Here is a 16188-nt window from a genome sequence, read left to right on the forward strand (position 1 = left end):
TTGCGCTACGCGCACGCTGCGCGAACAGTACCGTGGCCACAGGCCAATCGCTGAATGCTGAATGCTGATAGCTGAATGCTGATAGCTGACCTTCTCAGGTGGTTTGCACTATGGAAATTCCCGTAGATAGGGCTATTGAGCTAACACCTGCCCGGAATCTTCCCCATGGCAATTTCCTTATGCCCACGGCCCTAATAAATTGTATGATAATAGTTTTGGGAAATCTTTAGTCAAGATAGTACACAAAATAGTAAAGAGGAAGTTATATGGCTCGATATAGAGGCCCGCGTCTGCGGGTCGTTCGCCGTCTGGGTGATTTGCCCGGTTTAAGTCGTAAAACGCCGCGCCGTGCCTATCCCCCAGGTCAACATGGTCAAAACCGTCGGAAACGCTCAGAATATGCGATCCGTCTCGAAGAAAAGCAGAAACTGCGCTATAACTACGGAGTGACTGAAAAGCAGTTAATTCGCTATGTCCGTAAAGCTCGTCGAGCCACCGGTTCCACTGGACAAGCTTTGCTGCAACTGCTAGAAATGCGACTGGATAACACAGTCTTCCGCATGGGTATGGGAGGTACCATCCCAGCGGCTCGTCAGCTCGTGAGTCACGGTCATGTTACAGTAAATGGTACAGTAGTCAATATTCCTAGCTATCAGTGTCGCCCTGGCGATGTGATTGCGGTTAGAAACCGTGATCAATCCCGCCGTCTAGTAGAACGTAACTTGGAATTTCCTGGCTTAGCAAACCTTCCTAGCCATTTAGAGTTTGATAAGAACACCTTCACCGGGAAGGTGAATGGGATTATTGATCGGGAATGGGTGGCATTACAAATTAACGAGCTACTGGTGGTTGAGTACTACTCCAGGAAAGTCTAACCCGAGTTGAAGGTTGACAACGGTTGAAAGTTAACAGGTTGAAGGTTGACAACGGTTGAAAGTTAACAGGTTGAAGGTTGACAACGGTTGAAAGTTAACAGGTTGAAGGTTGACAACGGTTGAAAGTTAACAGGTTGTTCGCCTGTGGCGTTCCTGTAGGGTAGGTTGAAGGTTATAACCTGGAACCTGCTAACCTGTAACCTGTAACCTGCTAACCTGCTAACCTGTAACCTGGAACCTTCAACCTGACTAACCTGCAACCTTCAACCTGACTAACCTGCAACCTTCAACTTGACTAACCTTCAACCTTCAACTTGACTAACCTTCAACCTTCAACTTGACTAACCTTCAACCTGCTAACCTGCTAACCTGCAACCTAAAAAACTATCCGCCGATTTGTGACATCGTCCTTGTATATGAACCATCGATACCAGAGTCTCTCTCCTTGAAATTGATTTCTGGTTTAATCATCAGCAACTGTCTGACCTGCTCTCTTAAGTCAGCGGTATCAACGCCGCTGCGTAGAGCAGTTTTTAAGTCAACTTGACCTTGTTCATTAAGTAGGCAGGGACGCAGCCAACCATCAGCAGATAGACGCATCCGATTGCAGCGATCGCAAAAACATTCTGACATCTGACTAATAAATCCCAGGGTGCCCTTGGCACCAGGAATCTGGAACACATCAGCTGGGCCATTACCCCGGACACTGGATTCTATCAAACCCCAGCGTAAGTGAATCCGTTGCCGTAATTCTTCCGAAGGTACCCACGCCCGCTGACCAAATAGCTGGGAGTTCCCGATGGGCATAAACTCGATAAATCTAACGTGCCAGGAGCGGTGAATGGTTAGAGCAGCTAAATCCAGCACTTCCTGGTCATTAACTCCTGGAATTACCACCACATTCAGCTTTAACGGGTCAAATCCAACCTGATGGGCAGCTTTTATCCCTTCCCAAGTCTGTTCCCAGCGCGAACGTCCCCGATTGCCGATAATTTTGTCAAATGTCTCTCGATTGAGGGAGTCCAGACTAATATTAATCCGCCGTAAACCCGCCTGGTAGAGTTCCTTTGCCATACCAGCCAGTAAAAAGGCATTGGTAGTCATCGCTAAATCTTGTGTTTCCGGTAAAGATGCGATCGCTCTGACTAACTCCACTACACCTGGACGCAATAGGGGTTCACCTCCCGTGAGGCGAAACTTTCTAAATCCGACCGGGATAAACACCTCCTTGACCAGAGTCAGCAGTTCTTGATCAGTGAGTAATTCTTGCCGTAGGATATAGTCAAGCTCTGCTCCTTGAGGCATACAGTACTGACAACGGAAGTTGCAGCGGTCAATCAAGCTAATCCGGAGATAGTCTACAGTATTCATATATTGCACCGGATCATGGGGTTTCAAAGGGTTTTGTTGACACTCCCCGGCCTAAAGGCGCGGGGATTCTTCAATCAACGACCCGACTTGCTGAACCTGGCCGGAACCAAGAACAGTAGAGGTCAGATCTCCTGAAGCCTTCGGGTCTATGACCCAAGTTCCGACGTGCCCCGTCGTACTTATGGCTCGATTTCGGATATTGATAGCGGCATTATGGTCTCTGTCAAGTTCACACCCACATTTACAGGCATGAGTTCTAGTAGATAAGGATTTCTTGACAGTTTCGCCACACTCAGAGCAGTTTTGACTGGTATAGGCGGGGTTTACTGCGACAGTTACCCTGCCTAACTTAGTCCCAAAGTGCTCCAACCATTTCCTGAATTGATACCAACCAGCGTCATTAATAGACTTAGCAAGGCAGTGGTTTTTAACCAGGTTTTTAACTCTTAAATCTTCGTAGGCGACCAGGTCGTTAGACCGGATTACGCAACGTGCCAGTCTCTTAGCATGTTCTTCACGTTGCCTACTTATTTTAAGGTGCTGCCTGCCTAATCTGTTAACCGCTTTCCTGCGATTGGATGAGCCTTTCTTTTTTCGAGAAACTCGACGTTGATAAAACTTTAAGCGTTTCTCCCCTTTTCTATAAAATCGGGGATTTGGTTCGGAGTGACCATTGGAATCTGTATAGAACTCTTTAAGTCCTACATCCAGCCCAATCATCTCACCTGTGTACTCTATTTCCTCTTTTACGTTAACTGCAACGCAAAATTGAACGTAGTACCCATCAGCTCGCTTAACTATCCGAACTCGGTTGATTTGCTTTTTGTCGAAGCGCCATAAATCCCAGGTACCTTTGAGCTTAAGCTTTCCGATCCCCTTCTTGTCCGTGAACGTTATTGATTTCTTGTCAGGGGATAATTTCCATCCTGACTTCTTATATTCGACAGACCGAGCATGTTTTTGGAACTTGGGAAAACCCTTTTTACCTGGGACTTTTTTCTTGCAATTATCGTAGAAGCGAACAATCGATGACCATGCCCTCTCAGAGGCAGCCTGACGGGCAGTAGAGTTCAATTCATTAGCAAAGGGAAACTCTTTAGCCAGGATTTTAGAATACCTACTAAAGTCACTTTTCCCTGTCCCTTTATTGTCTAACCATAGACGAATGCAGCTATTACGAATGAATTTAACCGTCCGGAGCGCCTCGTCTATTGCTGAATATTGGGACTCTTTACCTTTCGCTTTAAACTCTAGTATAATCATTGACCTTGACCTTGACCTTCGGTCACGCTACCCGAACGGTCACGCTACCCGAACGAATCTCGACCTCTTTCGATATATATTTATACTAACAGAATCGTATAAAACTTTCAAGTATCAATCAAGATTCTCTTCTACGCGACTTTAGTCGCTAGTCACTTTCATCCCCGGTCTTTAGACGCGGGGCTTTCAGTGTTGGGAACTCGAGTAAGCACTTACACAGAATTAATCGCCTACTCCAAATCTCTGTAACCTTTACCCTGCAAGGCTTTGAGTTTTGGAAAATGTGTAATTAATTTTGTGTACCTGCTTAATAGGTTATACCTATTCCGGAATATGTCCCTCAGCCCTTGTAGCTAATGCTATGCAGCATCTCTTTCCAAGAATCCAGTGATACTGCAACTGTTAGGGTGCATTCCTTTTCTTGCAAAGCCTATTCTGTGTCCCTCAAGGGAGTGTCACAATTGGTTACTCATGGTGTCCTCCCCTACCTAAAATCGATAAGAAACTACCAGTATTCCAGATTTAGGGGAAATGACCGACAAACCAGATTTTCTTCTATACGCACAACACGGATGGGCGGATAACTCTAAAGCGATGGCACGCCTTGCCCAATCCTTAGCCACATCCCGCACTGCCATCATTACTCCCGATCTCGGTTGGTTCAAAACTTGGCTCTGGATAGAACCCCTAATCAACCAACTCGAACACATTGTCTTAGATACCATTGTCACTTATCCCCAGACACCAATCCGAATTATTGGTCATTCCATGGGTGGCTTAATTTGGCTAGAACTCCTCAGCCGTCACCGAGACTGGTGGTCACAAGTAGAATCCTTAGTGTTGATTGGTTCTCCTATTGGTGGTGCAGATGTAGCTAGAATTATTGACCCCTTGGGCATTGGTATTGGTATCGCAAAGGATTTAGGTATCAACCGCCGACAACTAGCAGAGTCCATTGGCGCAGTGATTCCCACATTAGTAATAGCTGGTGATAGTGATCACGGTAGCGACGGCACGATTACAATAGAGACAACCAAGTTTTCTCGTAGTCAATTCGTTTGTTTACCTAATGTGCATCATGCTGCTCTCAAAAATCATCCTTTAGTCGCAGCAGAAATCCAGAAATTTTGGGCGAATCCAGTTATCACACAACCTCCTCCACCAGGAGACTTTATTACTAGCTTAATTCAACAATTACACTCAGTCCCAGGTATGACTGATGGTCATGGTAGAGATTTTCACCGAGCCAAGACCTATATAACATTTAAAAATGGCATTTCCATTCGGACTTGGAAGAATCCTTTACTAATACACCATGTATTTGTGGCTAGCCCTGAAGGAGACTGTCTCTACAGTGGTTTTGTAGGTTGGATACATAATCAAGCCTTATATCAAACCCTTGGGACTTTGACATGCTCCCTCGTTAAATCGGAGATTATAACGAGGGATTCCTAAACCTCACGACTTAGGTTTACTGCTTTTGCGGCACTTATCTAGGTTGTTACCAACCCCTGACAGAACGCCTACACAGTCAATTTCCTCCACGGTCTGCCCGACCGCAGCGATACCTCGTTGACAAATCACTTGGGCGGCTGCAACATCTCGGTGAATTTCATAACTACATTCAGGGCATTTGTGGAGTCGTTCAGATAAATCTTTCTTGCCTGTATGTGCCCCACAATTGGGGCAAATTTGACTCGTATACCTATAATCGACCTTGCCAAAATATATACCCCGTTTCCAACACACCCAAGCCAGAATATTGAAGAACTGACCAAAACCTGCATCAAGAGTATGCTTACTCAGCATTCCTTTTGCCCAGGTTCTAAAGTCTAAGTCTATGTCCTTCGGACAGGCTTCGCCAACAACAAATATCATGCCCGCTTGGTCACACAAATGATCAGCTAACTTAAAGTGGAAGTCTTTTCGGGTATCTGTGATTTTTTGATGTAGTCTAGCAATTTTATGATTGAGTTTATGTCGATTCGCTGAACCCAATTTCTTTAACTTCAGTCTACGTTGCAGTAATTTCAACTCGCCGTGTAGTTTTGTTAAAAACTTTGGACGTTCAATTAACTCACCATCAGAAGTTGCTAAGAACTTATCTAACCCAACATCAATCCCCAGTGGATGCCCCCATACTGGTGTATCAGGAACACTTACGTCACTCTGCAAAGCAATCATTGCAAAATAACCACTGGCTCGTCTAACCACTCTCACTTGCTTGATTTTGAACCCCTCAGGTATTGGTCGTGATAATCGCATCTTGACCATCCCAATTTGAGGTAATTTAATCAAATCATTGACTACGGGATTAGCCTTAAACTGAGGGAAGACAAAAGACCGCATTCGATACTTATTTTTGAATCGTGGGAACCCATGTCCCTGATTCTTCATGCTTGTAAATGCTTTGTCCAGTGTCTTAAGCACTTGTTGTAGGACTTGTGCGTTAACACGCTTCAGTTCGGGGTTAGACTTTTTAGCCTTGGTTAAACCTGCTGACTGTTCTTTGTATCCCGGATAAGGTGCATTCGCTGGGATGATGTATTCTTGCTGTAACGAACAAGAATTTATCGAACACTTTCTACTGTTATACCAGTCCTTTCTCTCCCTTAAGGCATAATTCCAAACCTTTCTTGTGACCGCTAACATTTCTTCAATGATTGCGATCTGATCTTTTGTCGGGACTAGCTTGTACTCGTAGGTTAGTGTCAACATTAGCCTATTTTAACATGATTCTATCAAAACCAGATATTCTGAGTAGAATTAGATACACCAATACTTTCAACCGTAACGCTATCCCGTTGTTAATTTATTAGTCGTGATTCATCTCACCGCTAAATCAAAGATTATAGCGGTGAGATGAATCACGACATTTTCTGATAGCAAAGGGAACAGGGAGTAGGGAGTAGGTGCGATTCGTTAGCTAGAAACCTTACCCGATCAGGGTATGGGGGATTTGCTGCCCTTGACACATGAGCCCTTACAACTTGATAACCATGCAGGTGTTAGCCCAGCCGGAGCGGAATCCGAGTGACAGCCTTACCCCTATTAGTAAGACATAACTTGCTTACTGATAAAGCGGGGTCAAGTAGTGAAGCACTGCCAGCTATCATGTGGTGTTAGTAACAGGCTTCGACTCATGGGTACACACCGAAGGTATGTTTAAATCATCGTCATGCTCACGTGGCGCAATAGGCAGCAATCGCCACAGACAAAAGTCAATGGGATTTTGACTAAAAGTTCTACTCCTTTTAGAGATTCCACTATACTATCCTCGGTGAACAGTACCGCCCTAAAAGTCCAATCAATGGTTATCAGGAACGAAGTAACCTCTGTATTTGCTCTGATGAAGGTCGATACTAGAGTAGGTAGTTAGCCGCAAGGGATAGGTCGGCAAGATTGACCTCAGAAGCCAAAGTCACCGGGTAATGCCTAGAATATGCTGACGGACTCACATTTTAGGAAAAGAAATAGTTGTAAGTACCAATTGATATGTCCCTACCTCAATCTGGATATACCTTACCGGTATTCGCCTGTGCCTCAGCAATAGCCGCCCTCCATCAGTTACGCAACGGCCAACCCTTGGAAACGGTTTCAGTGGACTTAATTAACCCTCCTGAAACCGTAGACATTCCCATTGAGCAAGTGGCTAGGATTCGAGAAGGGGTAGCGCTAGCTATTACTCACTCTAACCCTGGTGATAACCTTGACCTTACCCGTAATACCCCAATTTGGGCAGTCGTAGAATGGGGTTCCTCGGAGCAAACTGAATCGATACAGTTATTAGGGGGTGAAGGAATTGGACGACAAATCAATGCCGGAGGCAAACCAGCCATCTATGCTTATGCCGAGAAACTATTGCACCATAACTTGAGTTGTCTGCTAGCACCGTCAGAGAAAATTCAGGTGACGATTATCTTGCCGGAAGGGCGGAAGTTGGCACAGCGTACTTCTAATTCTGCCTTTGGTGTAGTAGAAGGACTTTCCCTACTAGGAACTACTGGCATTTCCCAGCCTCTGAGTGCTCCTGGTCAATTAGCTGCTTACCAGGAGGAATTAAAAGCAAAAGCCAGCAAATTGCTAAAAGAGCAAGCCTCCTCACATTCGACAACACTAGTGTTCTGTGTCGGAGAAAATGGCTTAGATTTGGCGCGAGGCTTGGGGATTAATCCCGAGCGGCTGGTTAAAACAGCCAATTGGCTCGGACCGTTGTTGGTAGCAGCTGGATACTCCCAGGTGCCAGAACTTTTGTTATTTGGCTATCATGGTAAGTTAATTAAACTGGCAGGAGGAATTTTTCATACTCACCACCACCTAGCTGATGGACGACTGGAAATACTCACCGCTCACTGTGCGCAGTTAGGAGTACCAACCCCACTGATCAGGCAAGTATTTGGCAGTCAAACCACTGAAGCTGCTCTCAATTGTCTGCGTCAATGGGATCAGACTCAGGGCACTGATTGGGTAAATCAGGTTTATCATGCGATCGCATTGACCATTGACCAACGCTGCTTTGACTACATCCGCAAACACAGTGAGCAGCATATCCAGGTGGGCTCTGTATTGTTCGATCGCGGACGCAAAATTATTGTTACCAGTCCCACAGGTTGGACATTGATTTCAAATTTGTGATAAATTTTTATAAATCTTAATATATTGGCGGGCGGATCTTGTAGCCGAACCCAATGTATGATAAATTAACCTGATTATCAGCTGAAACTTCGCATTTCAGGACATATAGACTGAAACCCTGAAAAATCTTCTGACTAGAAGTCACGAGATTGTCAACAGACATACCACTGCCAGGCAGGTCTATGAAGTGCGTGTGGGAGTGGAAACTGAAATAACCGTAAACAGATTGAGTTCTGTATCGTCGATGAGAGTCTACGACTCAGACTAACTGGTTAATGCCAGCGCTACCATCCACATCAAAGTGTTGGGGCGTTGAAGGATTAATTTACGGAAACCATCAGCTTTCAACCTATCTGTTCATAGCAATCAATTTATGCTGCCCAGAAGCACACCTAGGCAGCGACCTGTTCGTACATTCACACAACTAAACATGACGAACACAGCAGTAACCCTAAGGACCAACAAACTATCTTACCAGAAAGAGGCATTGGCTGTAGCCTCTCTAGCAGAGCAGTTGAATCGCCAGATGATTGTGATTCTGGACTTCGGCTCTCAATACTCGGAACTGATTGCTCGTCGCATTCGCGAGACTAACGTTTACTCCGAGGTGCTATCCTATCAGACCACAGCTCAACAGCTACAGCAGCTTCATCCCCAGGGCATCATTCTCTCTGGAGGTCCCAATTCCGTCTATGACGATGGAGCCCCCCTATGTGACCCAGAAATTTGGAATCTCGGTATACCCGTGCTAGGGGTTTGCTATGGGATGCAGTTGATGGTGCAACAACTAGGCGGAACAGTTACCAGAGCCAAGAAAGCTGAGTATGGTAAAGCCGCCTTACTCATTGATCACCCCACTGAGTTACTGAGCAATGTGCGAGACCACTCAACCATGTGGATGAGCCACGGAGATTCCTGTGTGACTTTGCCAGATGGCTTTGAAGTCCTTGCCCATACTCAGAATACCCCTTGTGCGACCATCGCTAACTATCATAAAAAACTTTATGGCGTGCAATTCCATCCAGAGGTTGTGCATTCAACCGATGGTCTTGCCCTAATCCGTAACTTTGTTTACAACATCTGCGAGTGTGAACCCACTTGGACCACTGCTGCTTTTATTGAGGAAGCGATTCGAGAAGTGCGTGCCAAGGTTGGGGAAAAACGGGTTCTGTTGGCTTTGTCTGGTGGAGTAGATTCCTCTACCCTTGCCTTCTTACTCCATCGCGCAATTGGGGATAAACTAACTTGTATGTTTATTGACCAAGGCTTCATGCGCAAAGGCGAGCCAGAGCAGTTAGTGAAGCTATTTCAGGAAGAATTTTGTATTCGAGTAGAGTATGTGAACGCTCGCGATCGCTTTTTGGCTCGCCTTGCTGGTGTCACTGACCCAGAAGAAAAGCGTCGCCACATCGGTCACGAATTCATTCGCGTCTTTGAAGAAGAATCCCAACGTCTTGGTCCATTTGATTATTTAGCTCAGGGTACCCTCTATCCGGATGTAATTGAATCAGCCCATACCAACGTTGATCCCAAAACCGGTGAGCGGGTAGCTGTGAAAATCAAGAGCCATCACAATGTCGGAGGCTTACCCAAAAACCTACGCTTCAAGCTGGTAGAACCATTACGCAAGCTATTTAAAGACGAAGTGCGCCAACTTGGTCGTGACCTCCACTTGCCAGAATCGATTGTGCGCCGACATCCCTTCCCCGGACCAGGATTGGCGATTCGCATCATTGGTGAAGTGACCCCAGAACGGTTGAATATTCTGCGGGATGCTGATTTCATCGTTCGAGATGAAATTCACCGACAGGGGATGTATAACGACTTTTGGCAAGCCTTTGCCGTGTTGCTCCCAATACGCAGTGTGGGAGTAATGGGGGACAAGCGCACTTACGCTCATCCGATTGTATTGCGCTTTGTTTCGAGTGAAGATGGTATGACCGCTGACTGGTCACGAGTACCTTATGACTTACTTGAAACTATTTCCAACCGAATTGTTAATGAAGTCAAGGGAGTTAATCGGGTAGTATATGATATTACCTCCAAACCTCCTGGAACCATAGAGTGGGAATAGTTTCTTCAAAGCGTGATTAGTGATTAGTGATTAGTGATTAGTGATTAGCCATTGTTCATTGGTCAGATGACGTAAGCGCTGAGCCAAAGGCTCACGCTACGCGAACAGGTTATTTTATTCAAAAACATCGATTGCGCTACGCGCACGCTGCGCGAACAGTAGCGTTGCCACAGGCCAATGGCTCATAGCTGATAGCTGATAGCTGAATGCTTACCAGATGAGTGACAGCTCCCACACTGACTCTTTGAGTTCAGTGTGGGCAACAAGCGCCAATCCAGCTATTGCGCGCGGAGGCGCTGGGCTTTAAGAACGGACTGCCCTCTCTTGATGCAAAGCGCGAGTGGGGGAAACCACGGCAGTCGCTCATGGGGGGGACCCCCAAGACCGCGCTGCCTCCCCAAGACCGCGCTGCATCGCTGCCGCTCTGTTTTCTTGGTCTTTTGTTTAATAATGTTTGACCAACTTTCCAGCATTTATGGCCTTTGGCCACGCTACGCGAACGGCTTTGAAAGTCAGTATTTCCAGTATAACACATCGATTGGTCTAAAGTGAAAGACTCTGTGCAAAATTCATCCCTGGAGACGAAACCTTAGATAGGGTCGCTTTATTACAAAAGATTTAACCCTTTTACCCATAACCGACTAACCATAAAAGCGACCCGATCTTACGGTAACTTTAAACACTCATGCTGCGCATGTTCGTTGTGGGGCTTCTTTTGCCGGAAGCTATAGTGATTTCAATTTATATTGAGAAAACTATTTATTGCTATAAAAGGGTTTCATACGAAAAAGTGTTCCATTGTTATTTGAAATGACTATAATCACTAAACAACATAAAACCGAAGTTTCCAGTTTAGTGGAACTTCGGTTGATACACTATGGCAAAAGCAATAATAAATAATTTTCAACTCTTCCTAGCCCAGACATAAACGTATTACTTGTGCTATCCGAAGCGGTACGCTCAGGCAATGTGACTCCAGAAGATCCTGCGAAATCAAGTACACCGTCATAGCTAGAGAGACCAACCTGTTCTAAAACTAGGGGCTTCACCTCAACTAGGGTAATATCAGGTTCACTCAAGATTAAGGCAATTTTAGATGCCAGATCCAAGGTTACTGTACTTGGAGCGCCTTCCTGACTTTCCGCACGGGCATTTCCCTGGACAAATCCGATCAGGTCAATCGTGACACTTTCGAGAGTCCCCAAAGCCTCATCGAATTTGGGGAGAATGAAAAATTTATCAACAGTTGTCGGTCGCCATTCAATGGTCTGAGTATGGGTGATACTAGCTGCATTAGCTGCACCAGTAGTCGCCAGCATACCAGCCAAAGTAGTCGCAGTAGTTGCTAGAAATACTTTCAGACGGGAATAGGTTTTTGCTGTGGATTGAGTCATGGTACTAACGAGTGATTAAGGTCTTCTGGTCATATCTCTGTAAAAGTCACTCCAACTTCGGATTTAGCTGGAGACAGGACTTACGCAAAGACACCAGATATGGAGTAGATTCTGATCAGACTAAATTCATAACTAAAGAAGGTTTTTTAAGTTCTTTAGTTAAATATGAATATAAACTTTGGGGCTTAATTTTATAAACTGTACATTTAGTCAAGTAAGCTAGTCTTTTCAGAAAATTCCACACCAAAATAGCACAAGCAATATGGTTTCTTTGGATTCGAGATTTACGACACTGACAAGATTGTCTGCCAGTCAATGTCTTGATGCAGTCGCTCATGGGGGAAACCACGGCAGTCGCTCATGGGGGGAACCCCCAAGACCGCGCTGCCTCCCCAAGACCGCGCTGCATCGCTTGTTTAAGTTCCCGGTGAAACTCCTCTATTTTCCAACGGTAAGAACAAGTGGATTTTACCTGTTCAATATCTGAGGCAGTTAGTTCATTTGTGGCAATGTATTCCGTTCTATTGGTAGAAATAGTAACCCGAAACAACTTCACCTTTTTCTGGTCAGGAAACTTTTTTAGTTTAATCAATTTCCCTGGTTTGACATCTAACTCACGACCCTCCAATGAGTCAATTCTTTGGGATTTTTCCTTACCTCCTGTTTCATCCACCAATCGATTCTTTTTTAAGGGACAGTAGTAGATTTTTTCCCAGTTATCAATTAAGGCCATTAGTCTTTGAGTGGCATACCAACTATCCATTAATACTCTTTTAAAGGGGAGTTTCTTATGAAACAATTTATGAGTATGTCTTCTACATGGTCTAGTTTGGTTTTTCCATCCTGTTCTGGAGCATATATCCGGTAATCTATCACCCAAAACTTACCGGTTTTACTATTAACGTATATACAATTTACTACTCCTATTCCTCGAACCACACTATGAGTATTTCCACTGTATTGTTTTCGCACCAATTCTATTTTATGGGAATGGTTTTTATCCAAAACTGTATCGTCAAATACTAGATAGCCATTTTCATCTACTTCAATATATTCTTTGACATTTAACCACAACGTCTTAGGATTAATTTTTTCGTTTTTTAAATATCGGTTAATTTGATCATGACTTATTTTTGGTAGATGCTCTGCCAAATTAGTTATGGTGTAATTGTTTTGGCTACTCAACAAATATTGACAGTAATCTAGCTTGTCCAATCTTTATTCCCATTATTTTTTTAGTTGGTTTCTCCCTTGATCTTATCATTTACTTTATCTGTTTTTCCCCTTTAGGGATTAATTTGGTTTTTCCTCGAATTGACACGCTATATATAGCGTAATTGCGTAAGTCCTGTGGAGAGCTAATTTGTCTCTCTTTGAACTAAGCAAATCTAGCGATGGCATAAATTGCCTGATTTCCGACAAAAAGCTGAAAATTTATTTAGGAATTACCGGAGTTGTACGGGTTTGTAATTATAGATGGTGTTAAGCGGTTAAGTAGTAGGATTAAATTCAATTTAACTGTTAATAAAATGTAACTTAATACAAGGCAAAAATAAACATAAAGGGATTCAATGCCTTGACAATTATTGACAACGTTAACTTTATTTATTTCCAGGTACTTACCACTGCGACTCTGTTGAGCTTGCCAAACCAGCTCAAAAAAGTTCTACAAGCTGACCATAATAGTGATGCAATTGGACGAGTAAACCGTAGCTTTATGGGATAGCCATAGGGTTAGTCATGGTGGATAAATCAGTCAATTACATTTTTTTTATCTAAAATCATCATCAAAAAATAGGCAATTTCTCAATAATCGCTGGTTGATAAATTGGATCAGCAAATTATCAGGCAGGGCTACCCACCAGTCCACGCTCTATAGCCTTTTGTCGAATCAAATCTGGTAAGGGGGGGATTTTGTCATCCCCTCGCAAGCGGGACAGTAAATACGCCCAAAAACAAATCCCTAATTTGCGACAGGTCTTTTTCAGACCAATCATGGTATCTCTGGCTTGAAGTCCGGCCTCAGAGCGAGTGCCACCACTGATTTTTCGACGGGTCACAAATTCTCGGATGTCAGAAAAGGCGGCATTATTGTGCAGAGGAATATTGGGAAAGTCGAGCACCCGGAGCAATTGCTCCTTGTTTTGTCTAAATTGGTTCAATGCGTTGCTCAGAGTGGGGTGGTGCAGATAACACCGACCAAAGATTTCATCAAAGCGAACAGATAGGTACTCCTTTTGCTCGGCACTCGGGTGATCTTGATAGGCAAATAAGCTGTTGGTAGTACTCCCATAGAAGGGTTTGGACTTCCTCAATGTTCTCTCGAAACTCAGCGGTACTCCCCTCTAATTTGCGGATGATTCGTTCAGCATGAACCCAACACAACCCATGAATGAGAATATTGAACTGTCTGGCTCCATCCTGCATGAATCAACAATTTTCGGTTAATGCCACTCTCGATTAATCCACCCAGCAGAGCGGCTTCGGTGACCCTCTGTGCCACTTTGGTCTGCACAATGCCAATCGACTCTAAATAGTCCTGCCATTGCTCAGGGCTATTCCCTAGCACCGTTGAACCAAAGCTCAATCGGTTCATATGCTTGTCGGCTAACTGATAGGAAGCTAAATATTGGTGGGCATCCTGATTGAGTACATAAATCGGGGCATTGCCTTGTAATACTGATAAGAAGTTGCGTCGAGTCTTGCGGGGGGTGCTCGCAAAGAAAGTAAACCATTCATTACCAATCACCGTGCAATACCCATTTTTCCCACTGTGTCGTGCTCCGGTATCATCCGTGTGAACATACTCTGAGCATTTTAATCCTGCCCCTAAAACCGATGCCTGAGAGAGTGTGAAACACATCTATCTTTGCCCTGAGGTATGAATTGATTTGACCGACCGATATCTCGATACCCCATTCCAGTAGCTGCTCATGAATCTTTGGTTGCGTCACTCGATTGTGATAGTACTGGTGCAAGATATATCCCACTAGTTGCGGGCCATAATGTCCAGAATTGCTGATAAGCTGTTGCGCATTTAAACTGTGATAACAGCATTGCCTTTGTTTTTTATTTTTCGTACCCATTTTATAATTAACCCTCCTTCATTTAAAAGATGATTTAACAAACATTCTAATTCTTCAATTGATTTGAAAACTCGATTGGCAATATATTCTTTTGCTGAATGCCAAACCAATTCAATTAAGTTATAATCAGGACTATACTCGGGAAGATATTCTAAATAAATATTCGGCATATCTTCTTCTATTTTATGAATATATTCGGCTTTTTTGTGAAAACTAGCATTGTCTAAAATAATGACGATTTTCGGTCCTTTATTAGCAAAGTCTTCTAGTTGATTACCCGCTTCCATCCATTCATTTTCTAGCTCTTTATAAAAGGTTTTTAAAACTTCATAAAAAGTTTGACTATTGCTTTTTTTGAGGAAATCTACAAATCTTTTTTTATCTGAATATCGCAAAGCTCCCATCACATTAACTCTCCCTTGCCTTTCGGGCAAAGCCCGACGCTGCGCGAACGGTCTCCTCTAACTTTTTTTCGCTTTCCTCTTTTACACCAGTTTTTTCTTCTGATGACTCTCAAACTAAATCCGCTTTCATCCCAAAACCATACCTGAAGACGCTCTGGGCTTTCTTTTTCTATTTTTAAATACTCATCTAGTTTCTTTTTAAATGCTTCCCTTTTTTTAGGGTCTTTTTTAGAATCTAAGCTATACTTTGACCAAAGGTAAACATATTTTTTCTTGACTAGTATCCTACGAACTTGAGACCCACTTAACTTGATGCCTGTTGTATCTTCTAAATGAACGGCTAATTTTTGAGCTGTCCATCGACCAAATTCATATCCTAATTCTTCGGGTTCTTTTTCGACTAATTCTAATAATACTTCTATATATTGTTTTGTTGCTTTTTGGTGATTGCCTTTCATTCTTTTATCTTTAAGACTCTCTAAGTCATCTGGATCTCCGTGGACACACCAATAACAGACTGTGTTCTTTGAACAACCCAAAACTTCAGCAATTTCTAACTGTGTTTTTCCACTATTCAACAACAGCAAAATTAAAATACGTTCTCTAATATTTCCATTTTCTTCTATTTTTAAGGCTTTTTGAAGTATTGTTTTTTGCTGTCAGATAATTTTTTGCTGGCATATTTCCTATTATTGGGTTATTTATTAATTTTTATTATACCAATTTAAATGCCGAACAGCTTAGCATCGGAATTGTTTACAACTTGCATTTGCCTCAATTAACTTTCTTCCCATCCCCCCATGCCTCCATCAATGTTTACAATTCAGATGTAAACGGAAAAGCTATTACCAGGTTACTATAGCAATCCTAAATCATTTGTAAAATCACTGGACTTTTTAAAAACTAGCTCCAACTCCTGTTCCTTCGGGTGCATCTCATATTTGTAAAAAATAAGGAAAGTGTGGGAAGTGTGGGGCGGGGGCGCGGGAAGTGTGGGGCGGGGGCGCGGGAAGTGTGGGGCGGGGGCGCGGAGATTTTATTATAATTTTTGCCTAATTGCATGCATTGAGATGCACCCTGTTCCTT

11 protein-coding genes and 2 pseudogenes are annotated in these 16188 nt (G+C 43.6%); 5 read left to right on the forward strand and 8 right to left on the reverse strand.

The window, feature by feature from the left end; genetic code table 11:
- Window positions 1–266: 266 nt before the first annotated feature.
- Window positions 267–875, forward strand: a complete 609-nt coding sequence (gene rpsD / locus LYNGBM3L_RS05105; protein WP_008179879.1) for a 30S ribosomal protein S4 — start codon at window positions 267–269, stop codon at window positions 873–875.
- Between the two features lie 384 nt (window positions 876–1259).
- On the opposite strand, the gene moaA is transcribed toward rpsD, so the two are convergent.
- Window positions 1260–2246, reverse strand: a complete 987-nt coding sequence (gene moaA, locus LYNGBM3L_RS05110; protein WP_008179882.1) for a GTP 3',8-cyclase MoaA — start codon at window positions 2244–2246, stop codon at window positions 1260–1262.
- Between the two features lie 51 nt (window positions 2247–2297).
- Complete coding sequence (locus LYNGBM3L_RS05115) at window positions 2298–3509, reverse strand: RNA-guided endonuclease InsQ/TnpB family protein (RefSeq protein WP_008179885.1); 1212 nt, start codon at window positions 3507–3509, stop codon at window positions 2298–2300.
- Between the two features lie 531 nt (window positions 3510–4040).
- On the opposite strand from LYNGBM3L_RS05115, the gene LYNGBM3L_RS05120 reads away from it, so the two are divergent.
- Window positions 4041–4964 carry an alpha/beta hydrolase gene (locus LYNGBM3L_RS05120; protein WP_008179887.1) on the forward strand — a complete coding sequence of 308 codons (924 nt, stop codon included), beginning with the start codon at window positions 4041–4043 and terminating at the stop codon, window positions 4962–4964.
- Window positions 4965–4967: 3 nt separating this feature from the next.
- On the opposite strand, the gene LYNGBM3L_RS05125 is transcribed toward LYNGBM3L_RS05120, so the two are convergent.
- The gene (locus tag LYNGBM3L_RS05125) at window positions 4968–6227 is read right to left on the reverse strand and encodes an RNA-guided endonuclease InsQ/TnpB family protein (RefSeq protein ID WP_008179890.1); all 1260 of its coding nucleotides are present in this window, start codon (window positions 6225–6227) and stop codon (window positions 4968–4970) included.
- A gap of 777 nt (window positions 6228–7004) precedes the next feature.
- On the opposite strand from LYNGBM3L_RS05125, the gene cbiD reads away from it, so the two are divergent.
- Together cbiD and guaA are read left to right on the forward strand one after the other, a co-directional pair.
- Complete coding sequence (cbiD, locus tag LYNGBM3L_RS05130) at window positions 7005–8144, forward strand: cobalt-precorrin-5B (C(1))-methyltransferase CbiD (RefSeq protein WP_008179892.1); 1140 nt, start codon at window positions 7005–7007, stop codon at window positions 8142–8144.
- Between the two features lie 430 nt (window positions 8145–8574).
- Complete coding sequence (guaA, locus tag LYNGBM3L_RS05135; protein ID WP_008179893.1) at window positions 8575–10218, forward strand: glutamine-hydrolyzing GMP synthase; 1644 nt, start codon at window positions 8575–8577, stop codon at window positions 10216–10218.
- 875 nt (window positions 10219–11093) lie between these two features.
- Here guaA and LYNGBM3L_RS05140 read toward each other — a convergent pair.
- Window positions 11094–11612, reverse strand: coding sequence for a choice-of-anchor E domain-containing protein (locus LYNGBM3L_RS05140; protein WP_008179897.1), 519 nt, complete (start codon window positions 11610–11612; stop codon window positions 11094–11096).
- 115 nt (window positions 11613–11727) lie between these two features.
- Window positions 11728–12827, reverse strand: a pseudogene (locus LYNGBM3L_RS37880) (IS701 family transposase).
- A gap of 361 nt (window positions 12828–13188) precedes the next feature.
- Between LYNGBM3L_RS37880 and LYNGBM3L_RS42840 the strand changes: the two are divergent.
- Window positions 13189–13338 (forward strand): hypothetical protein, encoded by a 150-nt coding sequence (locus LYNGBM3L_RS42840; protein WP_154659681.1) that lies wholly within the window; start codon window positions 13189–13191, stop codon window positions 13336–13338.
- A 118-nt stretch (window positions 13339–13456) separates the two neighbouring features.
- Here LYNGBM3L_RS42840 and LYNGBM3L_RS33635 read toward each other — a convergent pair whose 3' ends face one another.
- The 3 genes and pseudogenes from LYNGBM3L_RS33635 to LYNGBM3L_RS37885 form a co-directional block, all read right to left on the reverse strand.
- Window positions 13457–13927, reverse strand: a complete 471-nt coding sequence (locus LYNGBM3L_RS33635) for an IS66 family transposase (protein ID WP_008179902.1) — start codon at window positions 13925–13927, stop codon at window positions 13457–13459.
- A 50-nt stretch (window positions 13928–13977) separates the two neighbouring features.
- Entirely contained in the window at window positions 13978–14475 is a 498-nt protein-coding gene (locus LYNGBM3L_RS33640; protein WP_048815169.1) for a hypothetical protein, read from the reverse strand.
- Between the two features lie 174 nt (window positions 14476–14649).
- Window positions 14650–15783 (reverse strand): annotated as a pseudogene (locus LYNGBM3L_RS37885) (IS630 family transposase).
- Between the last annotated feature and the right edge of the window lie 405 nt (window positions 15784–16188).

It is taken from the genome of Moorena producens 3L (assembly GCF_000211815.1).
GTDB classification, from domain to species: Bacteria; Cyanobacteriota; Cyanobacteriia; order Cyanobacteriales; family Coleofasciculaceae; genus Moorena; species Moorena producens.

Coding starts and splice junctions, on each gene's coding strand:
- LYNGBM3L_RS05115 (WP_008179885.1), bottom strand. CDS start 3,509: ATGATTATACTAGAGTTTAAAGCGAAAGGTAAAGAGTCCCAATATTCA.
- LYNGBM3L_RS05125 (WP_008179890.1), bottom strand. CDS start 6,227: ATGTTGACACTAACCTACGAGTACAAGCTAGTCCCGACAAAAGATCAG.
- LYNGBM3L_RS05120 (WP_008179887.1), top strand. CDS start 4,041: ATGACCGACAAACCAGATTTTCTTCTATACGCACAACACGGATGGGCG.
- LYNGBM3L_RS33640 (WP_048815169.1), bottom strand. CDS start 14,475: ATGTGTTTCACACTCTCTCAGGCATCGGTTTTAGGGGCAGGATTAAAA.
- moaA (WP_008179882.1), bottom strand. CDS start 2,246: ATGAATACTGTAGACTATCTCCGGATTAGCTTGATTGACCGCTGCAAC.
- rpsD (WP_008179879.1), top strand. CDS start 267: ATGGCTCGATATAGAGGCCCGCGTCTGCGGGTCGTTCGCCGTCTGGGT.
- cbiD (WP_008179892.1), top strand. CDS start 7,005: ATGTCCCTACCTCAATCTGGATATACCTTACCGGTATTCGCCTGTGCC.
- guaA (WP_008179893.1), top strand. CDS start 8,575: ATGACGAACACAGCAGTAACCCTAAGGACCAACAAACTATCTTACCAG.
- LYNGBM3L_RS05140 (WP_008179897.1), bottom strand. CDS start 11,612: ATGACTCAATCCACAGCAAAAACCTATTCCCGTCTGAAAGTATTTCTA.